We start from the raw sequence: 23,537 nt of genomic DNA on the forward strand, positions 1-23,537 counted from the left end.
GGGACTGATTCCTGCATGTCGCGCGGCGGAAAATGCAGCGGCCCAGGCGTCATTGTCAAATCAAGATGGACTGGCTCAAACAGCGGAAGGCCGGCCAGGGGCCGGGCCACCATATGTCGTGCCAAGTCGAGTTCCAGTCCCACCGCCGCCCTCAGACTCCGAAAGCGATGCCGGTCCTGGTGTCCGTCTTCAGCTTGCGCATGCAGGCGGCCGGCTCGACGCCGGTGCCGGCGCATTCCGTGGCGCTGTTGATCAGCACGCGGCTGACCTTGGTGCAGTCAGTGCCGGCCAGGTCAAAGCGCGTCACCTTGGTCTTGCCGGCCGGCAGGTCCTTGAAGTCGAGCACGGTCAGCCGGTCGACGATACCGGCCTCGTTGAACAGGGCGATCTCGAACGCCGCCTTGGTGAGGTCGGCGCCGAGATTGTTGCTGACCAGGAAGGTCAGGCGGCAGCCCTTGTCGGAAGGCTGCGCTGCATTGAGTTCGAGGGTCAGGACCGGCGCGGACTGCTCAGCCCACGCCGGAACCATCGCAAGCGACATCGCCAGCGCCGAGGTCAGCAGACGAAGCGATGTCGTCAAGCTCGTCATGATGGATCAGCCTCCAAATCGCATGGTTGCCGCCAGTTTCAGCGTGATGCCGGGTTCATAGACGGCGACCGTCGTGCCGCCATTCAGCGGGTTGGCGTATTTGACGTCGAACAGGTTGTCGGCGCGGAAATCGACCTTCAGATCGTCGGTCGCCTGATAGCTGGCAAAGGCGTTGACCAGCGTATAGTCGGTGGCCACCGCATTGCCCTTGGGCTTGCCGTTGTACTGCACTTCGCCCCCGACGGTCAGCTTGTCCTCGAGGAAACGCAAACCGAGCTGAGCGGTGACCTGAGAGGAGGGAATGGTGGCGAGGTCGGCCTCCACGCCCTTGTAGGAAACTGTGTGGCCTTTTGTGATCGAAGCCGAGAGGCCGGCATAGCCCCACGCCGCGTCGTAGACACCTTCCAGCTCGACACCGTTGATCCTGGCCTTGGCGAAATTCTGATACTGGAAGCAGATCGGGATGCCGGGGCCGAAGGGGCAGCCGCTGCCTGGGGCGAACGGGGACAGCGTCACGCCGTCGATATAGTCGTCGACATCGTTGTTGAAATAGGCTGCCTTCAGGCGCAAGGCGTCGCCAGCCTCGAAGATGTCGTTCTGCTTGTAGTTGACGCCGAATTCGGTCGTCTTGCCGGTTTCAGGCCGCAGATTTGGATTGGGCAGGAACGGGAAGCTGACGCCTGCCGGATGGTTGCCGCTGATCAGAGTTTCCGTGATCGAGGGCGAGCGATAGCCTTCCGCATAGGTGCCGTAGAATTGCAGGCCGGCAAGGCCGGCGCTCTCGAAAGGCGAGACACCGACCGTGACGCGCGGCGATAGCCCGTCGCCGGAAATATCGTGCGTGTCGTTCTTCAGGCTGTAGCTGTCGTAGCGCAGGCCGGCGATGACTTCGAGCCAGTCCCAGGTGAGCTTGTCCTGGACGTAGGCGCCCGACACATTCCGCTTGCCCGAAGGCGTGTAGAAGCTGTCGCCGCCGGCCGCGCCGCCCGTCTTGACATCGTCGCCGACCCAGTCGCCACCATAGCTCAATTCATGCGCGATGCCGCTCGTCTCGAACCGTGAGGTGTTCCAGATATCGATGCCGGTCGTGCCGACATCGAAAGTCGACTGTGACCCTGCCGGCAGCACCACGGGAAGACCGGTCACCGGATCGAAGCGGTTCTGCGGGACAAGACTGGTCAGGCCGAGATGGGTCTTGTTGTAGGAGGTGTTGATGTGGAGATCGAGCCAGCTCTTGTCTTCGTCCGTGATGTTGTAGCGGGCCGTGAACGTGTTCGACTTCAGGTCGATATCATTCACAGGCACGCCGCCGCTGGTCTCGTCCCAGCCGTCGCTCGATCCGACCCAGCCAAGCTTCAGCTCACTGTTCTCGGTCGGCCGGATGGTGGTCTTGAGCAGGCCGCTCAGCACGTCGAAACCAGTGCCGTTGACGGTGTCGCCGTCGCCGTCCTTGTAGTTGTCGTAGTCGCGGTAGACGATGTTGCCCAGCACCTCCCAGTTCTCACTGACGCGATAAGCGCCGGATGCGCTTGATGTCCAGCCCTTGCCGTTGCTCTCGTAGCGTCCGGTGACGGAACCGGCCCAGCTCTCGTCAGGCTTGAGGAAATCCTGGGCATCCTTGGTGTCGAAGAAGACGACACCGCCAATGGCGCCCGAGCCATAGGTGTTGGCGACCGGGCCACGGATCACGTCGACGGATTTGACGAGCTCGGGATCGATGTAGAAGGTCGACTGCGTGCCGTGGTCGGAACGCTGGAAATTCTGGCGCGCGCCATCGACGATGACAGCGACGCGGCCGAAATCCTGCAGGCCTCGGATGTTGATGCTGGTGCTGACGCGCCTGGCGTCCGCCTGTGCGGCGACGCCGGGCACACCGAAAAGCATCTCGTTTGGCGTCGTCGCCATGCGGCGGTCGAGCTGTTCCTGGTCGACATGGCTGGCCGAGGCCAGCGATTCGATCGCCGTTTCGCCGGTGCGGCTGAGCACCAGGATCTTGTCGAGCAGCGTCGCGCCCGCGGGAGTTGCTTTTTCCTGGTCAGTCTTCTTCGATTGATCCGGTTGCTTGCCCGCCGGCTGCGTTGCCTGCTGGGCGTGCGCCGATAGCGCGGACAAGGCGATCGCCGCCACGCCCGCGAGTAAAGCCGCCGCGCCGTTCGCCGTCGCCCGGCCGCGCCGTTCCCAATTCATCGACCCCATGCCCCAACTCCAAATCCCAGGTTCCATGCTGGCTGGCCTGGGGCTTGCTGGCATTTTTGATCGTATCCGGCATCTTAAATGTTGACTCATTTAGTCCGGTATTGCACTGACTAGTAAACATGATTATTCGAGTCAAGAAATGAATCGGCAATTTCGCAACGCCTAGCCAGATGCCCGGCACAGGAAAGGGATCGACCCAGATGAACACGCATAATCCCAACGATTTTCGCTATCGCGTCCGCCGTTCCGACGATGCCTCCGCCCGTTTCGATCGGATTCCGCTGGCGGTGCGAACGCTGTCCAGCAACACCCTATTCCAGGGCGAGCACGAGATCGGCATCGAACATCATGGGGCGCTCTACCGGCTGAAGATCACCCGCCAGGGCAAGCTCATTCTCAACAAGTAAGGCAAGGCATCAGGGGTAAGGACATGGACCAGTGCGTAAAACCCGCTCCGCATGAAATCCGGCGGGCACGGACCGAGAATCCGAAAGCGCGCGAGCGTGATCTGGCCGGCCAGCTCGGCATTTCGGAGGCCGAGCTGGTGGCCGCGCATTGCGGTGATGGCGTCATTCGCATCGAGCCGCGCGTCAATGACCTTCTGACCGGTCTAGAGGCCGTTGGCGAGGTGATGGCGCTGACCCGCAACGAAAGCGCCGTGCACGAAAAGATCGGCGTTTACGACAAGGTCGTCACCGGCAATCACAATGCGATGGTGCTTGGCGAGAACATCGACCTGCGCATCTTCCCGAAAATCTGGGCGCATGGCTTCGCCCTGGAAAAGCGGGACGGCGACGACATCCGCCGCAGCCTGCAATTCTTCGATGCTTCCGGCGAGGCGGTGCACAAGGTGCATCTGCGCCCCGCCTCCAGCCTCTATGCCTACCAGAAGCTGGTCGCCTCGCTGGAATCACCGAACCAGGGGCCGACGATCGAGATTTCAGGACCCGTTCTCGACGAGGAAAGCGAGGCCGGGACATCGACTGCGAGCCTGGACGATCTGCGTGACCGCTGGAGCCGGCTGACGGACGTGCACCAGTTCTTCGGCATGCTGAAGACGTTGAAGCTCAGCCGCCGCCAGGCGGTGCGCATGGTCGGCCAGGACTACGCCTGGCTGCTCGACAATGACGCGGTGCGCGCCATGTTCAATCACGCCGCCGAAAGCGAGATGCCGATCATGTGCTTTGTGGGCAACCGCGGCTGCATCCAGATCCATTCCGGCCCGGTCAAGTCGATCAAGCCGATGGGACCGTGGATCAACGTGCTGGACGAGACCTTTCATCTGCATCTGCGAACCGACCACATCCATGAGGTATGGGCGGTGCGCAAGCCGACCAGGGACGGCCATGTCACCTCACTCGAGATCTATGCCGCCAATGGCGACATGATCCTCCAGTTCTTCGGCAAGCGCCACGAAGGCGAAAGCGAGCGCGACGACTGGCGCTTCCTGGCCGAGCACCTGCCGCGCATTCCAAGCCCGACGGCAGCCTGAGGACAGTGTAATGAGTTTTGTGTCGAGACTGTCCGCCCTGTGCGGATCGATGATCGGTTCCGCGATCGGCCTTGCCCTGGCTTTCGCCGCAATGCAGCCGGCCGGCGCCAACGAAGGCGTTTCGGTCTTCGCCGATCCTTCGAAGATCGCCGCCATCGGCGGGTCCATCACCGAGATCGTCTATGCGCTTGGAGAGGAAAAGCATCTGGTGGCTCGCGATTCCACCAGCAATTTTCCAAAAGCCGCGCTCGACCTGCCTGATGTCGGTTACATGCGCCAGCTGTCGCCGGAAGGCGTCTTGTCGGTCAATCCGACAGGCATACTGGCATTGTACGGCAGCGGCCCCAAGGAAGCCGTCGACGTGCTAAAGAAGACGAGCATTCCATTCATCGAAGTGCCCGAACTGTACAGCCGCGAAGGCATCCTCCAGAAGGTCCGCATTGTCGGCAAGGCGCTCGGGGTCGAGGCCAAGGCCGAGGTGTTGGCCAAGGCGCTCGATGCCAAACTCACGGCCGCCGAAAAGCAGACAGCCTCGATCAAGGAGCGCAAGCGCGTCCTGTTCGTTCTCTCGATACAGGGTGGCAAGATCCTGGCGGCCGGCAGCGAAACCGCGGCCGACGGCATGGTCAAGCTGGCGGGCGGGGTCAATGCGGTGGAAGGCTTTTCCGGCTACAAGCAAATGTCCGACGAAGCGATCATCACCACCAGGCCGGACGTGATCTTGATGATGAGCAATGCCGGGCCGCCGGTCTCGGACGACGAATTGTTCGGCAATCCATCCATCGCCTCGACGCCGGCCGGAACAGCGCGCAAGCTGATCCGCATCGACGGCGCCTATCTTCTGGGCTTCGGACCGCGCACGGCCGACGCGATCCACGATCTCGCAGTGTCGCTCTATGGCGCACAGGTCACGGACTGAGCATCATGGCCGACCAGTCGATCGCCGGTCCGGTGAAGGCGATGGGTGCATCCGAAGGGGATCGTTCCGGCCGCGCCCGTGCCGTCATCCTCATGCTGTGCCTGGGCCTGGCGGTCGCAGTCTTGCTTTCGCTCACATCCGGGGCGTCGGACGCATCCGCCTTGAACGTCATCAGGGATTGGCTCTTTGGCACCATCCCCGGCGATGCGGCACTCAACGCCCGTGACAGCCTGATCGTCCATGACATCCGCCTGCCGCGCGTTATCCTCGGCATGCTGGTGGGTGCGGCTCTCGCTGTCTGTGGCGCCGTCATGCAGGGACTGTTCCGCAATCCGCTCGCCGATCCCGGACTGATCGGCGTTTCAGCCGGCTCCAGCCTCGGCGCGGTGGCCATCATCGTGCTGGGCGGGACCATGCTGGCACCGGTGACCGCATTGCTCGGAACGCTCGCGCTGCCGCTTGCGGCATTCTTCGGCGCCCTCGCCACCACATTGGTGCTTTATCAGGTCGCCACGCGACGCGGGCAAACCTCTGTTGCCACCATGCTGCTCGCGGGTATCGCCCTGGCTGCACTTGCCATGGCGCTGACCGGAATCCTCATCTTCATGGCCGACGATCGCCAGTTGCGCGATCTGACCTTCTGGTCACTGGGATCGCTCGGTGGTGCGACATGGGCCAAGATCGCTTCCGTCGGGCCCATCATCGTCTTGGCACTCGCGGCGATGCCGTTCCTTGCCCGGGGTCTCAACGCGCTGGCGCTCGGCGAGGCCGCCGCCGGCCATCTCGGCATTCCGGTGCAGCGGCTGAAATACACAGCCATCATTGGTGTCTCGGCGGCGGTCGGGGCGTCCGTCGCCGTCAGCGGCGGCATCGGTTTCGTCGGCATCGTCGTGCCGCACCTGCTGCGCCTGCTGATTGGCCCGGACAATCGTTACCTGCTGCCGGCCTCGGCGCTGCTCGGCGCCTCACTGTTGATGCTCGCCGATGCCGTGGCCCGCACCATCGTGGCGCCGGCAGAGTTGCCGATCGGCATCGTCACCGCCGTCGCTGGCGCACCGTTCTTCCTGTGGATCCTGCTGCGCAAGCGTGGCGTGATCGATTTGTGAGATTTGAGACCCTGTAGGAGTGTTTCATGATCGAAGCCCGCGACGTTTCTGTGGTGATCGGCAAGAAGCGCATTGTCGCCAACGTCGATTTCGAAGTCAGGCCAGGTGAAATCTCGGCCATCGTCGGCCCCAACGGATCGGGCAAGACGACCTTTCTCAAGGCGATGTCGGGGGATCTCGTCCATACCGGACGGATCCTTATCAACGGTCGCGAGCTGTCGAAGATGAAGCCGGTCGAGGCGGCGACAGTGCGAGCGGTGCTGCCTCAGGCAACGACCCTGTCCTTTCCCTTCACCGTGCGCGAGATCGTCAGGCTTGGCCTTGTCGGCGGCCGCTCGGGTGTGTTGCCGGGCGAAGATGCGCGGCTGCCGGAGCGGGCGCTGGCGCGGGTCGATCTCGACGGTTTTGCCGGTCGTTTCTACCAGGAGCTTTCCGGTGGTGAGCAGCAGCGTGTCCAGCTTGCCCGCGTGCTGTGCCAGGTCTGGGCGCCGGTGCTTCACGGCGGCCCGCGCTATCTCTTCCTCGACGAACCGGTTTCCAGCCTCGACATCAAGCATCAGCTGATCATCATGAACATCGCCCGCGACTTCGCCAGAAGAGGCGGCGGCGTGGTCGCGATCCTGCACGACCTCAATCTGACGGCGATGTTCGCCGACCGCATCTTCGTGATGCATCGCGGCCGGCTGGCCGCGGCCGGATCGCCGCGGGACGTGCTGAGTGACGATCTGATCGAGAATGTGTTCGACTGCCGGCTCAAGGTCGGCGTGCTGCCGGCCGGCAACATGCCATTCGTGCTGCCGCAATCGGCAGCCTAGATCTGCGGTCTTCGGCCCGGCCTGCGCAGGATCAAGCTGCCGGGGCGCGGCGCTCCATCAGCATGTCGATACCGAGCAGGTTGCGCACATTCGGCCGCGCCGCCACCAGATCGGCGATCGTGTAGCGGGCAAGCACGGCGAAGAAGGCGTTGAGCGCTTCGCGCAGCGCCGAGTTCAATGCGCAGCTGTCGACCAGCGGGCATTCGGCCGCGTCATTCTCGAAGCACTCCGCCATGGCAAAGCTTTCCTCGGTCACGCGCACAACATCGAACAGGCTTATCGCTTCGGCGGCGCGGCCCAGCCGTACCCCTCCGTTCCGGCCGCGGACAGTCTCGACCAGGCCGTTCTCGACCAAAGGCTGCAGGATCTTGAACAGGAACAGTTCCGACACCGAATAGGCGGTCGCGATTTCCGGGATGCGGCTCAACCGTTCATTGTTGGCGGCACAATACATCAGGATGCGCATGGCATAGTTGGTTTGGCGGGTAAGCCGCATTTCATCCTCACAAAGCGCTGGCGCGGTGCAACCATGCCAGAGTCTGGAACTTTGCCAGCGCGGCTTCACCCGGATTTTCGGAGTCGCCGCGCTGGCCTCGGTCGAATATGGCCTATACCTTGGAATAATTCCAGACTGGCTTCGCATTATAGCTGAATATTCTCGTCAACTTTATGTGCGTGGCTAGGCGAAACGCTGAGAAAATTGGCTGTCGCGGGCATTTTGACGACCGACGCACTAAATAGCCTGGGATCGACGAGGAGCGGCTCATATGTCTCAATCGGCCCAGTCGCTGGCGCCTGTCCGTTTCGACGCCGACGCGGGCGCCAAGCTTTCGGCACTGCGGCGGACAAAGTTCGTCGCCACGGCGGCGCTGGCACTCTGCGTGCTGGTCTTTGTCTTGGCCAAGTCCTTCCAGGCCAGCTACCCGTGGCTCGGCTTCGTCGCCGCCTTCGCCGAGGCGGCAACCATCGGCGGCCTTGCCGACTGGTACGCGGTGGTGGCGCTGTTCAAACGGCCGCTCGGGCTGCCCATCCCGCACACCGCCATCATCCCGGAAAACAAGGATCGGATCGCCGACAATCTCGGCCGTTTCATCGAGGTTAATTTCCTGGCGCCGGAACCTGTGCGTGAAAAACTCGCCGAGGTCGATTTTTCGGCGCTCGTCGCCGATTGGCTCGCCGATGCCGAACGCGCCGCCGGCCTGTCGCGCTTCGTCGTGCGGCTGGTGCCGCGTACGCTTGCGGCCGTCGAACAATCGGGCCTGCGCGGTTTCGTCACCAGCCGCATGCTGGAGCAGATCGAAAAGGTGCCGCTGGCGCCGCTGGCCGCCGAACTCTTGTCGGCGCTCACCGACGATCGCCGCCACCAGAAATTGTTCGACGAGCTCATCAAGGTCATCGGCCGGTTCCTCAACGACGAACAGGCGCTGGCGACGATGCGCGACAAGATCCGCGAGGAACTGCCGTCGCTGTTCAACCTGTTTCGCGCCGATGCCTACCTCCTGAAGAAGATCGTCGCCTCGGCGGGCTCCCTGCTGGACGAAGTGCGTGCCGATCCCGACCACCCGATGCGCGCCGAATTCGACCGTTTCGCGCAAAGTTTCGTCGAGCGGCTGCGCACGTCCAAGCAATATGCCGAGCGAGCGGAGAAAATGAAGCGCGAGTTCCTTGCCAGACCCGAAGTCAGGGCGCTGGCCGGCGACATGTGGGAGAGCCTCAGCCTGTTCATCGAGCAGGATGCCAAGGCGCCGAATTCGCTTGTCCGGGAGCATCTCGCCAACATGTTCGTCGAAGTCGGCCGCCATCTTGCCGGCGATGCCCAGATCCGGGCCGACATGAACCAAGGATTCGTGGTGGCGTTGGCCTCCTTCGTGGAAAGCCAGAAGAGCGGTGTCTCGAAATTCATCGCCGACCAGGTCAAGCGCTGGGACCTGGCGCAACTGACACGCCTGATCGAGATGAACATCGGCAGGGACCTGCAATATATCCGCTTCAACGGCATGATCATCGGCGGGCTGGCTGGCATCGTGCTCTATACGATCGAGTTGCTGCTCCCGGTCAATTGATCCGTATCGATAGCCAGGCGTGCGTTCGAAATGGACACACGGCGTTCGAGTGCTATTCTCCCGCCGAGGGCGTCCGCAACCGCGGCAAAGGGGAGAAGACGGTCATGGCCAGACAAGCAGAATCCGATTCCTTCATGGAGATGTTCGGCAGATTCGGCCGTGACCTGAAGGTGCCCAACGTCGATGTCGAGGCGATCCTTGCCCATCATCGCAAGAACCTTGAAGCGCTGGAGAAATCGGCGCGGGCGAGCGCCGCCGGAGCGACCTCGCTGTTGTCGAGGCAGCGCGAAATGCTGCAGGACACGTTGCGGGAGGTCGCCGACATGGCGCAGGCCTACCGCGCACCGGGCAATCCGCAGGAGCTCATGGCCAAGCAGACGGAGTTTGCCAGAAAATCCTTCGAGGCCGCGCTCAAGAACGCCGGTGAAGTGGCTGAACTGGCCAGGAAATCAGGCACCGAATCGATCGAAATCCTGCGCGCGCGCATCAAGGAGGCGATGGAGGAGGTCCGCGCCGGCTACGGGCAGAAGTGAATCCCATCGGCTGTCGTTTCGCCCTCTATCCGGCACGCCGGTTGGCGATTCCGCAATATCGCACATAGTTGCATTAGCGCCACGGCATAAGCTCCCGGCAAGCTGGAAGGTCAAAAAATCCGGTTCGGGCCTGCCATTGCGTGGCAAGGCATGGCACGAGTGTGTTCGAATCCGGCGGAACGGATTTGCGCGGAACGAATTGACAGAGGCCGCCGGTTCGTGGTCCGGAAGCTCTGGAAGCGATCGGGAAAGCAGGAATGACGGAAGTACGGCCTAAAACGCCGCCAACCTACGAACAGCTGAGAACGATGTCCGGCCAGGAACTCGGCGTCTCGGAATGGACCACGGTCGATCAGAACCGCATCAACCAGTTCGCCGAATGCACCGGCGACCATCAATGGATCCACGTCGATCCTGAAAGGGCGCGGCGGCAAAGCCCGTTCCGCACCACGATCGCGCATGGCTATCTGACGTTGTCGATCATCGGCGCGCTGGCCCTCGAAATGGGGATCGTGCCCGAGAATACGCAGGCCGCCTTCAACTATGGTTTCGACAAGGTGCGTTTCCTGGCGCCGGTCAGGGTCGGCGCGCGCATCCGCCTGCGCACGACGCTGCTTTCCATGGAAGACCGTGGCCCAGGCCAGTATCTTATGAAGGCAGCCAACACGGTCGAGATCGAAGGCGAGGAAAAGCCGGCGCTGATGGCTGAAACGCTCGTCATGCTTTACGAACGCCGCAAACGGGCAGGGGCCTGAACGGCGGTCCGCCAGGCCCCTCGCGTCATTTCATTGGCCGTAACAGTTCCGGCAAAGACGATGCCTAAGGCCATCACCCACATGGGCAGGATGAAGGTCGTGAAGGAGGGGCGGCGAAGGCGAGCAGTCAAACGATTGCGGTTCAACGCCGGTTGGGTTCCGCTCGGCGGTCGGCGCGGGCGGAGAGCACCGCAAGGACCAGCGCGGCCAGGGCCAGGGCCGTGGCTGCCCGGAAGGTGATCTGCATGCCTTGGGCCGCCGCCGCGGAACTCAAGAGCTGCTGCCCGATCCCTTGCTGTGCATTACTCGATGCGATCGCGAATATGGCACCCATCAGCGACGCGCCAGTGATGAGACCAAGATTGCGCGACAGGTTGAGCAGACCGGAAACGACGCCACGTTCGTTTGCGCTTACACCGCCCATGACGGCCGCGTTGTTGGCGGTCTGGAACAGGGCGTAGCCGAAGCAGGTGACGGTAATTGGAGCGACGTAGCTGGCAATGCCGAGCCTGGTCAGAGCGAGCGACAGGAGCAACGTTCCCGTGGCGAGGCAGAGCAGGCCGGCGACCATCATCCGATGGGCACCGAAGCGATCGGTCAGCCGGCCGGCCAGCAACGCCGACAGGGTCGAGACAAGCGGCCCGGTCGAAAGCGCCATTCCAACCATCGCGGCATTCAATCCCAGCCCGCGCGACAGGTAGAACGGAGCAACCACCAGGGTTGCCATCATCACCGTGGCGACGATGAGACTCATGGCGAGGCCGGCGCTCAGCCGCGGGTCGCGGAAGCGGGCGAGTTGGACGAGGGGCGCCTTCGCCTTCGCCTGCGCGATGGCGAACACCATGACGCCGATACCGGCCGCGACCAGCAGGCCCAGATTGAGCACGCCAAAATTGCCTCGGCCAAGCGTCAATGCCAGGGCATAGGCGCCCAAGGTAAGGGCCAGCAGGGCGGTGCCCGTGACGTCAAACGTGCCTTGACCGGTCTCCATTGTTCCGCCGCGCGCCGGCAAGGCACGCCAGGCGAGAGCGAAGGTCAGAAGGCCAAGCGGGACATTGACAAGAAAGATCGCCCGCCAGCCGAGGCCGGCGATCAACAAGCCGCCAAGCGAAGGCCCGAGGGTCGTGCCGATCGCGGACATGGCGCCGAGCAGGCCCATGGCGCTGCCGGTTCGCTCCTTGCTTACGGTTTCCGCGACGAAGGCCAGTGTCAGCGCCATCATCAGCGCGGCGCCAAGTCCCTGCATGGCGCGCGCCGCGATCAGCAGCCAGAGTGTTGGTGCCAGGCCGCAGAGCACCGATGCCAGCGTGAACAGCGCGATGCCGCCAAGCAGCAATGGCCGACGCCCGAACATGTCGGCCAGCCGCCCTGCGCTGACGATCAGCGTCGTGATGGCGAGCAGATAGGCGAGAACCACCCATTGCACGGCCTGGAACGATGCATTGAAAGCCTGCATCAGCGAAGGCAGCCCGACGCTGGCGATGCTGGTTCCCAATGAGGATAGCAGCGTGGCGAGCGCCAGGCTCGCCAGCGCCAAGCCGGCGGGCTGGGCCTGTCGCGGCGCCGATATCAGTTCCCGATTTTGCTCAACGACTGCCAAGGCGATCTCCTTTCTGTCTGCTCCGGAACCGGAGCTGCCGGAGATCTAGTCTTGTGTCTGATGCGGCGGAAGGCGCAGCATTTGCATCTTATTCGTGCGTCGGACGCCATATCATATGCTATGATCGATCCATGACATCGCCCGATCTCAATCTCCTCTTTGCCCTCGACGTCCTGCTGGCCGAAGGCAGCGTGGCGCACGCGGCGCACCGCCTGCGGCTCAGCCCCTCGGCGATGAGCCGGACGCTGGCGCGGCTGCGCGAGGCAACGGGCGATCCTCTGCTGGTGCGCGCCGGGCGCGGCCTGGTGGCGACGCCGCGTGCGGAGGAATTGCGGCGACAGGTCGGCCGTGTCGTCCAGGACGCGGAGGTGCTCCTGCGCCCGACCGAGTTGCTTGATCCCCGGAGCCTGGACCGGATCTTCACAATGCGCACCAACGAAAGTTTCGTCGAGGAGTTCGGGCCTCGCCTCGTCGCCCGCATCGAGGCCGATGCGCCGGGTGTGCGGCTGCGTTTCGCACCGAAGTCCGACAAGGACGCGATGTCGCTGCGTGAAGCGGCGATTGACCTGGAAATCGGCGTTGTCGGCGAGACCGGACCCGAAGTGCGCATCCAGGCCCTGTTTCGCGACCGCTTTATCGGTGCCGTGCGAGCCGACCATCCCCTGGCCGAGGGCAAGGTGACGCCCGAGCTCTATGCGGCCGGCCGGCACATCAGCGTTTCGCGACGCGGCCGCGAGAAGGGGCCGATCGACGAGGCCCTGGGCATGATTGGCTTGCAGCGGAGGGTCGTGTGCATGGTCTCTGGTTTTTCGGCGGCACTTGCGATGGCGCGCGCCTCGGATCTGATCGCCAGCGTGCCCGAGCGGCATACGGCCGGTGCGCGCGCCGGCATGCACAGTTTTGCGCTGCCGGTCGCCACCATGGACGTCACTATCTCCATGCTCTGGCATCCGCGCCTCGATGCCGACCCGGCGCAACGCTGGCTGCGGGACTGCGTGCGGGAAGTCTGTGCGGGTCGCTGACCGATCAGCGCGCCATCGCCGTTTCGAGCACCTTGAAAATCCGCGCGTCCGTACACTGGGCGACGTTGAAGCGCAGGAAGCGGCTGGCTGACTGCGACAGGCTGAACGCATTGCCGGGTGCCAGAACGATGTCGTCGGCGAGCGCGCGGCGGGCGACGTCGGCCGCGTCCACCCTGTCCGGCAGGCCGCACCACAGGAACAGCCCGGCCGGCTGATCGATCCACGGCGTGATGCCGATCGCCTTCAGCCGGGCGCTGGTCTCGCCCATGGCACGCGAGAGGCGCGCGCGCAGCAAATCCATGTGCTTGCGGTAGCTGCCGTCCTTCAGCAGCGTCAGCACAAGTTCGGCCGCCAGCCGTCCGCCGCCGAAAGTCGTGGCGATCTTGAGATCGGCCAGGCCCTCGATCCAGTCGCGGGGCGCGGCGATGAAACCGCAGCGGACCGACGCCGACAGCGTCTTGGAGAAACTGCCGATCTGGACAACGCGGCTAAGGCCGTCAAACGCCGCCAGCCTGGGGGCAGGGGCATGTTCAAAATCGGCGAAGATGTCATCCTCGACGATGGTCAGGCCCGACTGGTCGGCCAGTTTGAGCAGACGATGGGCCGTCACCGGCGACAGGATCGCGCCGGTCGGATTGTGAATGGCGGAGTTGGTGATGTAGAGACGCGGCCGGTGTTCGGCGAGCGTCTGGGCGAACAGCTCGATATCCGGCCCCGACGGCGTGTAGGGGACGCTGACGACCTTGGCGCGATGGGCACGCAGCAAAGCGTGGAAATTGAAATAGCAGGGATCGTCGACCAGCACGGTGTCGCCGGGCTCGATCAGGAACCGGCACAGCAGGTCGATGGCCTGGGTGCCCGATTCCGTCAGTATGATCTGTTCGGGCGAAGCTTCGATGCCGTGCCCGGCCATGCGCCGCGCCAGCAATTGCCGCAGCGGCGGCAGTCCGAGCGGTGTGCCGTAGTCGGCAAGCGCGACATCGTCGGCACGCGCGACCGTGCGCAATGCCCTGCGGAGCCCGGCCTGTGGCATCCATGAAGCCGGCAGCCAGCCGCAGCCGGGTTTCAGGACTTCCTCGCCAGCCTCCAGCGACTGGCGCGAAACCCAGAGCGGATCGACGGCACGATCGAGCCGGGGACCGATCTCGGCCAAAGACAGCGGCGCCAGCGAGCCGGCGGCATAAAAACCGGAACCCGGCCGGGAGCGGATCGCGCCTTCGGCGGCGAGCCGCTCATAGGCTTCGACGACGGTGGATTTGGATACCTGCATGGACTTCGCGAAGGCACGGATAGACGGCAACCGGGTTCCCGGTGTCAGGCTGCGCGCGGCGATCCGCTGACGGATGGTCGCCATCACACTCTCCACACGGGTGCGTGCGCCGTCGGGTTCCAAAGCAAGGTCTGTCATCCGTACTGCTCAATTCGCCATTACAGTTTCATCGAATTGTACCCCATTGTCTCTGGCCGCACCACGGGCGTTCGCACGATAGAGGGCGAAAGCAATGGAGCCTGCAATGGACAAGACGGCGAGCGGCTGGGTGAACGGATTTATCGGTGTGCTGATTTTTAGCGGCTCGTTGCCGGCGACGCGCGTGGCGGTGATGGATCTCGATCCGATATTCCTGACATCGGCCCGCGCGCTCATAGCCGGCCTGCTCGGTCTCGCCTTGCTGCTTGTGTTCCGCGAGAAGCGCCCCGCGCGTCATGACTTGCTGTCGCTCATCATCGTTGCGCTTGGCGTGGTCGTCGGCTTCCCCTTGCTGACGGCGCTCGCGCTGAAGCATGTCACTTCGGCCCATTCCATCATCTTTGTCGGCTTGCTGCCGCTGGCGACCGCGATCTTCGGCGTGTTGCGCGGCGGTGAACGGCCAAGGCCGGCCTTTTGGCTGTTCTCATGCCTCGGCAGTGCGCTGGTGGCGGGCTTCGCGCTTGCGCAAGGCGTGACGGCTTCGCCAGTCGGCGATGGGCTGATGCTTGCGGCCATCATCGCGTGCGGCCTTGGCTACGCCGAGGGGGCAGCATTGTCGCGCAAGCTCGGTGGCTGGCAAGTGATCTGCTGGGCGCTGGTGCTGTCCCTGCCGGTCATGCTGGTGCTGACTTCTGCGACCCTGCCGTCGTCCTTCGCCAGCGTTGGCTCCAATGCCTGGATCGGTCTTGGCTATGTCTCGCTGTTCAGCATGCTGATCGGCTTCGTCTTCTGGTATCGCGGCCTGGCGCAGGGCGGCATTGCGGCGGTCAGCCAGTTGCAGCTGCTGCAGCCGTTTTTCGGGCTCGCATTGGCGGCGACGCTGCTGCATGAACAGGTCAGTCCGCTGATGATCGTCGTTACACTCGGCGTGGTGCTTTGCGTGTTCGGCGCGAAGAGATTCGCCAAGCAGGATTTGCCAAGGTGCGCCGCCGCGTGACTCCTAGAATTTCGTCACCACGCCGATGCCGATGCCCTCGAAACCGCCCATCGCCATCAAGGCCGCGGGCGCCTCGTCGAGGCTGATCTTCTTGCCGACAAGCAGTTCGGGCTTCAGCTTGCCGTGGCGGATCATCTCCATCATCGCGGGGTAGCGATAGGCCTGCATGCCGTGGCTGCCGAGGATTTCGAGCTCGAAGGCGATCACCTTGTCCATCGGCACCTGGGGGCGGGCGTGCTCGCCCAGCATCAGGCCGACCTGCACGTGACGTCCGCGCCGGCGCAGGTTGGCGATCGAGTTGAAGGACGTCGTGGGGTGGCCGAGCGCATCCATCGACATATGGGCGCCGCCATTTGTGATCTGCTTGACGGCCTTGACGACGTTCGGCGTCGTGGACGCGTTGATGGTCGCCACGGCGCCGATCTTTTTGGCGAAGTCCAGTTTCTCGTCAGTGAGGTCGATGGCGATGACATTGGCGCCCATCGAGCTGGCGATCATGATCGCCGACAGGCCGACGCCGCCGCAGCCATGCACCGCCACCCATTCGCCAGGCTTCACCCGGCCCTGGTCGACGATGGCGCGGAACGAGGTGACGAAACGGCAGCCGAGGCTGGCGGCGGTGGCGAATTCCATTTCGTCGGGAAGGCGCACCAGATTGGTGTCGGCGTGCTCGATAGCGACATATTCGGCGAACGAGCCCCAGCCGGTGAAGCCAGGCTGTGTCTGATGCTCGCAGACCTGGTGATTGCCGGAGTTGCATTCGAAGCAGCGGCCGCAGCCGACGGCGAACGGCACGGTGACGCGCTCGCCCGCCTTCCAGCGGGTGACCTGTTTGCCGGCCGCCACAACCACGCCGGCCAGTTCATGTCCCGGCACGTGCGGCAGGGTGATGCCGTCATCATGGCCCATCCAGCCATGCCAGTCGCTGCGGCACAGCCCGGTCGCCTCGACCTTGATGACGACGCCATCGGCAGCCGGCTTCGGATCGGGCACGGTCTGGATCGTCGGCGCTTCGCCGAATTTTTCGAAGACGACGGCTTTCATCGGTCACTCCACCCTTGAGACGGCATGTGTCACCGGAAAGATAGCCGATTCCTTGTCCGGTCAAGCGGAAATCGATTCCACCAGGATGGCCGCTCCGCCGAACCAAGGAACGACGTTTACCTGTTTTCCTGGTTGCGGAAATCGGCAAGCCTGGTGTCGCCGGGGGCTAGCAGACGACCGTCTTCGGCATGCACTTCAAGGCGCTTTATCGGCCTGCCGCTCTCGGTATCCACCATGAATGTGTAGGGCTCGCCGGGGCCGGAGAAATAGGTCTCGCCCCATTGGCGCAACGCGACCAGCACGTAGAACAGGCCGCGTCCTTTTTGCGTCAGCACATATTCATGGTGCGCGCTGCCGTCGGGCGCAGGAACTGTTTCCAGGATGCCGTGCGTGACCAGATTGCGCAGCCGCGCCGACAGGATGTTCTTGGCGACGCCGAGGCTCTTCTGAAACTCGCCGAAGCGCCGCAATCCGTCGAACGCGTCGCGCACGATGAGCAGTGACCACCAGTCGCCAATCGCGTCGAGCGGTCGTGCGATCAGGCAGTCCGCACTCTGGTGGCTCGTTCGTTTCACCATGGCAATGGTTGGTCCAGATCGGTCATTTTGGTTGCAACATAAAACTGTTCTGTCTATCCAGCAAGCGGTTTCAATTTGAAACCGTTTGCGGAGAGCGACATGAATATAGAGGTGATGAACGGCGCCGCGACGAAGGCGGAGCGAACCGAGGAGCGCGAGCAGGTGACGCCGGCGTCATCGCCGGGATTGTCCGGGATGACCACGCTGATTTTCGCCGTTGCCTGCGGCCTGAGCGTCGCTAATGTCTATTTCGCCCATCCGCTGCTCGACGCCATGGCCCATGATTTCGCCATTGCGCCGGCCTCGATCGGCATCGTGGTGATGGTCACCCAGATCGGCTATGCGCTCGGCCTGTTGTTCATCGTGCCGCTTGGCGACCTGTTCGATCGCCGCAAGCTGATTGCGGGGCAGGCGGTGCTTTCGGCGGTGGCGCTGATAGCCGTCGGGGTCGCGCCGAACGCGGCAATGCTGCTGGCGAGTCTCGCCGTTGTCGGACTGCTTGCCGTGGTGGTGCAGGTGCTGGTGGCCTACGCGGCCGATCTCGCCGCGCCATCGCAACGGGGGCGGGCGGTCGGCACCGTCACCAGCGGCGTCATAACAGGGATCCTGCTTGCCCGCTTCGTCGCCGGCGTCGTCGCCGATTTCGCCGGCTGGCGCTGGGTCTATGTCGTCTCGGCCGCGCTCACCCTATTCATGGCGGTGCTTCTCTACCTCATCCTGCCGCGCCATGAGGCGGAGAGGCCAAGCACATCCTATCCGCGCCTGCTGGCCTCGGTGGTGCTCTTGTTCGTGAAGGAGCCACTGCTGCGTGTGCGCGCGGTTCTCGCCCTGCTGATCTTCGCCAGCTTCAACGTGCTGTGGGCGCCGCTGGTGCTGCCACTCAGCGCGCCACCGTTCTCGCTGTCGCACACCGCAATCGGACTTTTCGGGCTCGCCGGCGTCGCCGGCGCGCTGGGGGCGCGATGGACCGGCGGTCTGGTGGATCGGGGACGCGGGCAACTGGTCACCGGGCTCAGCCTGCTGCTGATGACAGCGGCTTGGTTGCCGATCGCCTTCATGGGCATGTCGCTGTGGCTACTGGTCGCCGGCATCGTCATGCTGGATCTGGCGATCCAGGCCACACACGTCACCAACCAGAGCCTGATCTTCGCGCGTCGACCGGATGCCCGCAGCCGGCTGGTCGGTGGCTACATGATCTTCTATTCGCTCGGCAGCGCGCTGGGCTCGATCGTCTCGACCATGGCCTATGGCGTGGCCGGCTGGAGCGGTGTCTCGCTGCTCGGCGTTGGCATCGGCTTGCTAGCGCTGCTGTTCTGGGCGCTGACGCTGCGCGTCGGCCGGTGAATTTACTCGGCGTCGATCTGGTTCTGGGGCGCGGCTTTCTGGAAGGCGGGTAGCGCCATGCAGGCGGCGTTGATGCGCGAAATCGTCGGGTAGGGCGTCATATCGACGCCAAAACGGGCGTTGCTGGTGACCTGGGCGACAAGGCAGATGTCTGCCAGCCCCGGCGTGTCGCCATGACAGAATGTGCCGATTTCGGGCGAAGCCGTCAGCAATGTCTCGAGTGGGCCAAAACCTTCATTGACCCAATGCCGGAACCAGTTGGCGACATCCTGGTCGCCGGCGCCGAACAGGGTGCGCAGCGAAGTCAGCACGCGCAGATTGTTCACCGGATGGATGTCGCAGGCGATCATCTGCGCCAGCATCCTGACCCGCGCCCGGCCAAGCGGGTCTTTTGGCAGCAGCGGTGGTTCCGGCGTGGTCTCGTCGAGGAATTCGATGATCGCCAGCGACTGCGTCAGCAGCGTGCCGTCGTTGCAGATCAGTGCGGGGACCAACCCTTGAGGGTTGACCGCGAGATAGGCCGCTTCCAGATGCTCGCCATGGCGCAGGTGATGCGGCACATAGTCATAGCTCAGCCCCTTCATCTCCAGCGCGATCCGCACCCGATAGGAGGTGGAAGAGCGATAGTAGTTGTGCAGGACGATGTCGCTCATGACTTTTCACTCATGACCGCGGCTGGCCGATGGTCACGTCGATCGTGCCGATGCCCTCGACCCCGCCTGATATCGTCTCGCCCGGCTTGACCGCGCCGACCCCGGCGGGCGTACCGGTGAAGATAAGGTCGCCCGCCTGCAATTCCACGCCTTCGCTGCAGATCGAAACGATGTCCGATATCGGCCAGATCAGCTCGGCGAGGTTGGCATCCTGTTTCACCGCGCCGTCGACGGCGAGCCAGATACGCCCCTTCGCCGGGTGCCCGGCTTTTTGTGCCGGGACCAGTGGGCCGCAAGGCGCGGAACGGTCGAAGGCCTTCGACCAGTCCCAGGGCCGGGCCGCCTTCTTGGCGACATCCTGCAGGTCGCGGCGGGTGAGGTCGATGCCGACGGCATAACCCCAGACATGATCCAGTGCCTTGTCGCGGGATATGCGAAAACCCGATGTACCGATCGCCGCCACCAGTTCGATCTCGAAGTGGAGGTTTTGCGTCAGCGGCGGGTAGGGGATTTCAGTGCCGGAATCGACCACCGCGTCGGCCGGTTTGGTGAAGAAGAAGGGCGGATCACGCTCGTCATTGCCGAATTCGCGCGCATGCGCCGCGTAGTTGCGGCCAACGCAGAAAATACGCCGCACGGCAAAGCGTTCGCTGGAGCCGGCAATGGCGACGGAAGGCGTTGGCGGCACGGCAAAGACAAAAGCGGTCATGGCGATCTCTGAGTTTGATGATGGCACATTCGGCCGATTTCGGGGGTCGGGCAAGGCGTCGTTTTTCATAAAGCACGGGCTTTGCCGCGGCTGGATAAAGAACTCAGGCTTCCCATCATTTTTTGCAGCGATGAATCCCGTCAACAGGCGATAGACTATTTGCCAATAATCCGGCCACAGTCAGGAGACTATGGTGTGCCCGGTAAACCGGAACGAGCCCTATGACAGCCCCTACCGATCGTGCCCGGTTCCTCATCATCGACGACCATCCGCTGTTTCGCGAGGCGCTGCACAGTGCCGTGCAGATGGCTTATCCCGAGGTCGATACGGTCGAGGCACGGTCGATTGCCGAGGCGCTGGATCTGTTGGCCGACGCCAAGCCTTTCGACCTTGCGCTTCTCGACCTCAGCATGCCCGACGTGCACGGCTTCGAGGGGCTCCTGCAGCTCAGGACCCGCTATCCGCGCCTGCCTGTGGTGATCGTATCGGGTCATGAGGAGCCGAGGATCATTTCAGAGGCCTTGTCCTATGGTGCCGCCGGCTTCATCCCGAAATCGGCGCGCAAGAGCGATCTCGCCGCCGCCATCCGCTCGGTGATGGACGGCGCCGTCTATGTACCGGAGAATTACGAAGGCCAGCCGCCGGATCCCGACAGCACCGACCGCGCCGACATGGTGCAGCGGCTTTCCAAGCTGACGCCGCAGCAATTGCGCGTGCTGCAGATGCTGCGCCAGGGCCTGCTCAACAAGCAGATCGCCTACGAGCTGCAGGTCGGCGAGACGACGGTGAAGGCGCATGTGTCGGAGATATTGCGCAAGCTAAACGTCTATAGCCGCACGCAAGCGGTGATCGAGGTGTCGAAACTGGACAATGCGGAGCTGTTTCGGGATCAGGCCGGATTTTGAGCCATTAACTGTCCCCTAAGCCAGCAAATGCGCCAGCAGCGCGCGCAGTTGCGCGGGCTTCACTGGCTTGCGCATCAACTCGATGCCGCCGGCGCGGGCGGCCTTGGCGACAGCTTCCGAACTGTCGGCGGTGACGATCAACGCCGGCACGGCGCGGCCAAGATAGTCGCGGACCTCCGATATTGTCGCGGTGCCGAGATCGCCGCCGTCGAGATGCTGGTCGGCGATGACGATATCAGGCACCCAATCGGTGTCGCCAAGCAGGTCAAGCGCATCGTCGGTCGAGGTCGCGGCGCGTACCAGGCACTGCCAGCGCTCAAGCAGGAAGGTCATGGCTTCCAGCACCTCGGCATCGTTTTCGACCAGCAGCACCTTGGTGCCGAACAGGCCGTAGCCGCGCGGCCGCTCCAGGCTGGCGGCACTGGCGATGGCGTCGGCTGGCGCGCCGATGCCGACGGGAACATCGATGTGGAAGATGGTGCCGCGGCCGACCCTGGAGGAAAACGTCACGGGGTGGCCGAGCGCGCCGGCCATGCGGCGAACGATGGCCAGCCCGAGCCCAAGACCACCGCCGTCGATCTCGGCACTGGCCGGCGAGGTGCCGCGATGGAATTCCTCGAACACCGCTTCGCGCTGATCCTCCGGAATGCCGCAGCCGGTGTCGGCGACATCGATGCGGATGGTGTCGCCGCGATGGCGTGTGCCGACAAGGACGCCGCCCGAGCGTGTATAACCCAGCGCGTTGGAGAGAATGTTCTGCAGGATACGGCGCAGCAGCGTCCTGTCCGAGCGAACAACCGCATTGACCGGCCGGAATTTCAGCGACAGCCCCTTCAACTGCGCCACAGGCTCGAAATCCGAACGCAGCGACGAGAACAACGCCTCCAGGCTGACGTCGCCAATGTCGGGCTGGACTACGCCCGCGTCGAGCTTGGAAATGTCGAGCAAGGTGCGCAGCAGGTCTTCCATGGTTTCCAGCGAGCGCTCGACCTGCCGCACCAGCTTTTTTCCCTCCTCGCTGGTCTGCACCTCGGCAAGCGCCGAGACGGAGAGGTGGGCGGCGTTCAGCGGCTGCAGCACGTCGTGGCTGGCGGCGGCGAGGAACCTTGTCTTGGACAGGTTCGCCAGTTCGGCGTTTTCCTTGGCGGCGCTGAGGTCGATGTTCGATTGCTCCAGCCTGCGCAAGGTCGAATGCAGTTCCTCGGTGCGCGTACGCACCCGGTTTTCCAGCGAGATCGCGGTCTGGAACAGCGAAAAGGCGTTGCCTTGCTGGTCCATCGAGCGCTCGACGCGGCTGACCAGGGCGGCGTTGATCCTCTTCAGCCTGTCGAGATCGTTGATGTCCCTGAGCGGCATTTTGTTACGCCGCCCTATTCAGCCGCTTGCCGGTCACCGAAAGCGATGCCGGTGAAAGTCTGGTTCAGGTGCATCGACCGGTATTGTTCGCCATAGGTGCCGAAGCCGACGACATTGTTGACCCGGTAGAGCTCCGAAATATCGCGAAAGACCTGCCGGTTGCGTGCGTCCAGCCGGCGCAGCACGCAGTCGAAGCCAAGGATCATATCGATGCCGCCCAGCCTTTGCTCGACCTCGCGCAATGCCGCTCGTGTCGATTCGACCATGTCCTTGGGCTGGGCGATCGACAGCACGACACCGTCGTCGATGGCGCAGAAGAACGACAGCGAGCCATCCGCGTGCATCCTCTGGATCGAGCGGCAGTAATATTCGCCGCCCACCTTCACCACCACGGGATGCGAGGCGAAGCTCAGTGGTGTCAGGGTCTGCGGCAGGATGCCGACCGAAGCGGCATACTCCTCCGCCGCATTGGTGGCGTTGAACTCCCGCACGATGCGGTGATCCGGATCGGACGCGGTCACCACCAGCTTTTCGTCGGTGGGAACGAAGTTGTCGGTCTTGAAGACGTGGAACGGAATTTCGGTGGCGACCAGCACGATGATGGCGCTGTCCGAAGCGACCCTGCCGTTCGAGATCAGACGCGTCGTCTCGAATTTCAAATCGTCGCCGGCCGAGCCGCCGAGCAGCGGTATGTCGTCAAGACCCCAGTGGATGGCCGAACTCACCGCTTCCTCGGCATAGGACAGCCCGTCGATGAAGCAGAGCGCGAAGGTGTTCCTGGTCTGCTCGCCGCCGAGCCGGGCGCGCAGCGTGCGCCGCAGGGCCTCGACCTCTTCGGTGATCCTGTCCATGCCCGAAGTCGACAAATTGTCGACCATGGTGCTGACCGCCGTGAAGGATGCCGAGGGCAGCAGCATCGCCAGCATATGGCCTTCCTCGAGCCCCTGCGGCGTAATCTCGCCGGCGGTCGAACAACCGGCGTGGTGGAGCCCCGGCGCGTGGACCGAGAGTGCCCGCGACAGGGCCCCGGCCTCGACAAGGCTCTGGGAAAAGAACACGAGGGCGAAGCCGGCATCGATGGCGGCGGCCTCGGCGGCTACCGCGCGTGCGAAATCATCCGGGTCGGGCTCGTCCGTGGTCAGCGCCGACAAGCCGCATGCATAGCGCGTCCGTGAACCTGTCAGCGGCGTTCTCCCGCATTTCCTCCGACGCCTTCTTGTGCGCGGCTTTTCGAGTGCTTCTTGTGCGCGGCGTCGAAGGCATTGTTGCCGCCACGAGGCGTTTTGGCAATGGGGCCACAGGAATGCGCTTCGGTGCCCTGGCCATGATCGAAAGTACAATGATCCGCCTTTTCCGTCGTGCTGTTTTTTGTGCATTGTGCGGTGTACGAATAACGCATGGCCGAAGTGCCAACGGCTCGTCGGCAGCGTGATGACCAAGGTTGACACCCAGG

At 63.6% G+C, this 23,537-nt stretch carries 24 protein-coding genes; 12 read left to right on the top strand and 12 right to left on the bottom strand.

Annotated elements, in window-relative coordinates; genetic code table 11:
• Positions 1–151 precede the first annotated feature (151 nt).
• Both EN808_RS10550 and EN808_RS10555 read right to left on the bottom strand, forming a co-directional pair.
• A complete protein-coding gene (locus tag EN808_RS10550; RefSeq protein WP_135915735.1) occupies positions 152–589 on the bottom strand; it encodes a hypothetical protein in 438 nt (145 codons plus the stop codon).
• A 6-nt stretch (positions 590–595) separates the two neighbouring features.
• Positions 596–2,785, bottom strand: coding sequence for a TonB-dependent hemoglobin/transferrin/lactoferrin family receptor (locus EN808_RS10555; RefSeq protein WP_135915736.1), 2,190 nt, complete (start codon positions 2,783–2,785; stop codon positions 596–598).
• A 200-nt stretch (positions 2,786–2,985) separates the two neighbouring features.
• Between EN808_RS10555 and hemP the strand changes: the two genes are divergently transcribed.
• From hemP to EN808_RS10580, 5 genes are read left to right on the top strand one after another with little or no spacing between them, the layout of a single operon-like run.
• Positions 2,986–3,192, top strand: a complete 207-nt coding sequence (hemP, locus tag EN808_RS10560) for a hemin uptake protein HemP (protein WP_027051401.1) — start codon at positions 2,986–2,988, stop codon at positions 3,190–3,192.
• A 23-nt stretch (positions 3,193–3,215) separates the two neighbouring features.
• The gene (locus EN808_RS10565) at positions 3,216–4,277 is read left to right on the top strand and encodes a hemin-degrading factor (protein WP_135915737.1); all 1,062 of its coding nucleotides are present in this window, start codon (positions 3,216–3,218) and stop codon (positions 4,275–4,277) included.
• Positions 4,278–4,287: 10 nt separating this feature from the next.
• Positions 4,288–5,196, top strand: coding sequence for a hemin ABC transporter substrate-binding protein (locus tag EN808_RS10570; protein ID WP_135915738.1), 909 nt, complete (start codon positions 4,288–4,290; stop codon positions 5,194–5,196).
• A gap of 5 nt (positions 5,197–5,201) precedes the next feature.
• Entirely contained in the window at positions 5,202–6,302 is a 1,101-nt protein-coding gene (locus EN808_RS10575) for an iron ABC transporter permease (RefSeq protein ID WP_135915739.1), read from the top strand.
• Positions 6,303–6,328: 26 nt separating this feature from the next.
• Complete coding sequence (locus EN808_RS10580) at positions 6,329–7,117, top strand: heme ABC transporter ATP-binding protein (protein WP_135915740.1); 789 nt, start codon at positions 6,329–6,331, stop codon at positions 7,115–7,117.
• Between the two features lie 31 nt (positions 7,118–7,148).
• Here EN808_RS10580 and rirA read toward each other — a convergent pair whose 3' ends face one another.
• Positions 7,149–7,613 carry an iron-responsive transcriptional regulator RirA gene (gene rirA, locus EN808_RS10585; RefSeq protein ID WP_127278767.1) on the bottom strand — a complete coding sequence of 155 codons (465 nt, stop codon included), beginning with the start codon at positions 7,611–7,613 and terminating at the stop codon, positions 7,149–7,151.
• Positions 7,614–7,884: 271 nt separating this feature from the next.
• On the opposite strand from rirA, the gene EN808_RS10590 reads away from it, so the two are divergent.
• From EN808_RS10590 to EN808_RS10600, 3 genes are all read left to right on the top strand, one after another.
• On the top strand, positions 7,885–9,180 hold the full coding sequence (locus EN808_RS10590; protein WP_135915741.1) for a DUF445 domain-containing protein: 1,296 nt from the start codon (positions 7,885–7,887) through the stop codon (positions 9,178–9,180).
• 104 nt (positions 9,181–9,284) lie between these two features.
• The gene (locus EN808_RS10595; RefSeq protein WP_135915742.1) at positions 9,285–9,713 is read left to right on the top strand and encodes a phasin family protein; all 429 of its coding nucleotides are present in this window, start codon (positions 9,285–9,287) and stop codon (positions 9,711–9,713) included.
• 257 nt (positions 9,714–9,970) lie between these two features.
• Positions 9,971–10,468 (top strand): MaoC family dehydratase, encoded by a 498-nt coding sequence (locus tag EN808_RS10600; RefSeq protein WP_127280148.1) that lies wholly within the window; start codon positions 9,971–9,973, stop codon positions 10,466–10,468.
• Positions 10,469–10,610: 142 nt separating this feature from the next.
• Here the strand turns inward: EN808_RS10600 and EN808_RS10605 are convergent, their stop codons facing one another.
• Positions 10,611–12,068, bottom strand: a complete 1,458-nt coding sequence (locus EN808_RS10605) for an MFS transporter (RefSeq protein ID WP_135915743.1) — start codon at positions 12,066–12,068, stop codon at positions 10,611–10,613.
• A 131-nt stretch (positions 12,069–12,199) separates the two neighbouring features.
• On the opposite strand from EN808_RS10605, the gene EN808_RS10610 reads away from it, so the two are divergent.
• Complete coding sequence (locus EN808_RS10610; protein ID WP_135915744.1) at positions 12,200–13,090, top strand: LysR family transcriptional regulator; 891 nt, start codon at positions 12,200–12,202, stop codon at positions 13,088–13,090.
• A 4-nt stretch (positions 13,091–13,094) separates the two neighbouring features.
• Here EN808_RS10610 and EN808_RS10615 read toward each other — a convergent pair whose 3' ends face one another.
• Positions 13,095–14,498, bottom strand: coding sequence for a PLP-dependent aminotransferase family protein (locus tag EN808_RS10615; RefSeq protein ID WP_135915745.1), 1,404 nt, complete (start codon positions 14,496–14,498; stop codon positions 13,095–13,097).
• Between the two features lie 106 nt (positions 14,499–14,604).
• On the opposite strand from EN808_RS10615, the gene EN808_RS10620 reads away from it, so the two are divergent.
• A complete protein-coding gene (locus EN808_RS10620; protein WP_135915746.1) occupies positions 14,605–15,495 on the top strand; it encodes a DMT family transporter in 891 nt (296 codons plus the stop codon).
• 3 nt (positions 15,496–15,498) lie between these two features.
• On the opposite strand, the gene EN808_RS10625 is transcribed toward EN808_RS10620, so the two are convergent.
• Complete coding sequence (locus EN808_RS10625) at positions 15,499–16,539, bottom strand: zinc-dependent alcohol dehydrogenase family protein (protein ID WP_135915747.1); 1,041 nt, start codon at positions 16,537–16,539, stop codon at positions 15,499–15,501.
• 116 nt (positions 16,540–16,655) lie between these two features.
• Complete coding sequence (locus EN808_RS10630; protein WP_127872685.1) at positions 16,656–17,117, bottom strand: helix-turn-helix domain-containing protein; 462 nt, start codon at positions 17,115–17,117, stop codon at positions 16,656–16,658.
• Between the two features lie 99 nt (positions 17,118–17,216).
• Here EN808_RS10630 and EN808_RS10635 point away from each other — a divergent pair, with 99 nt between their 5' ends.
• Positions 17,217–18,461, top strand: coding sequence for an MFS transporter (locus EN808_RS10635; protein ID WP_135915748.1), 1,245 nt, complete (start codon positions 17,217–17,219; stop codon positions 18,459–18,461).
• A 2-nt stretch (positions 18,462–18,463) separates the two neighbouring features.
• On the opposite strand, the gene maiA is transcribed toward EN808_RS10635, so the two are convergent.
• Both maiA and EN808_RS10645 read right to left on the bottom strand, forming a co-directional pair.
• Positions 18,464–19,114 carry a maleylacetoacetate isomerase gene (gene maiA, locus EN808_RS10640; protein WP_135915749.1) on the bottom strand — a complete coding sequence of 217 codons (651 nt, stop codon included), beginning with the start codon at positions 19,112–19,114 and terminating at the stop codon, positions 18,464–18,466.
• Between the two features lie 10 nt (positions 19,115–19,124).
• Positions 19,125–19,823, bottom strand: a complete 699-nt coding sequence (locus EN808_RS10645) for a fumarylacetoacetate hydrolase family protein (RefSeq protein ID WP_135915750.1) — start codon at positions 19,821–19,823, stop codon at positions 19,125–19,127.
• Positions 19,824–20,044: 221 nt separating this feature from the next.
• On the opposite strand from EN808_RS10645, the gene EN808_RS10650 reads away from it, so the two are divergent.
• Positions 20,045–20,728, top strand: a complete 684-nt coding sequence (locus tag EN808_RS10650; protein WP_127872682.1) for a response regulator transcription factor — start codon at positions 20,045–20,047, stop codon at positions 20,726–20,728.
• A 15-nt stretch (positions 20,729–20,743) separates the two neighbouring features.
• On the opposite strand, the gene EN808_RS10655 is transcribed toward EN808_RS10650, so the two are convergent.
• The 3 genes from EN808_RS10655 to EN808_RS10665 are packed head-to-tail and all read right to left on the bottom strand — an operon-like array spanning position 20,744 to position 23,483.
• Entirely contained in the window at positions 20,744–22,084 is a 1,341-nt protein-coding gene (locus tag EN808_RS10655; protein WP_135915751.1) for a hybrid sensor histidine kinase/response regulator, read from the bottom strand.
• A 14-nt stretch (positions 22,085–22,098) separates the two neighbouring features.
• Positions 22,099–23,235, bottom strand: a complete 1,137-nt coding sequence (locus tag EN808_RS10660) for an FIST signal transduction protein (RefSeq protein WP_135866799.1) — start codon at positions 23,233–23,235, stop codon at positions 22,099–22,101.
• 29 nt (positions 23,236–23,264) lie between these two features.
• Positions 23,265–23,483 (bottom strand): hypothetical protein, encoded by a 219-nt coding sequence (locus EN808_RS10665; RefSeq protein WP_135866801.1) that lies wholly within the window; start codon positions 23,481–23,483, stop codon positions 23,265–23,267.
• Positions 23,484–23,537: the final 54 nt, after the last annotated feature.

It is taken from the genome of Mesorhizobium sp. M8A.F.Ca.ET.165.01.1.1 (genome assembly GCF_004792065.1).
GTDB lineage: Bacteria > Pseudomonadota > Alphaproteobacteria > Rhizobiales > Rhizobiaceae > Mesorhizobium.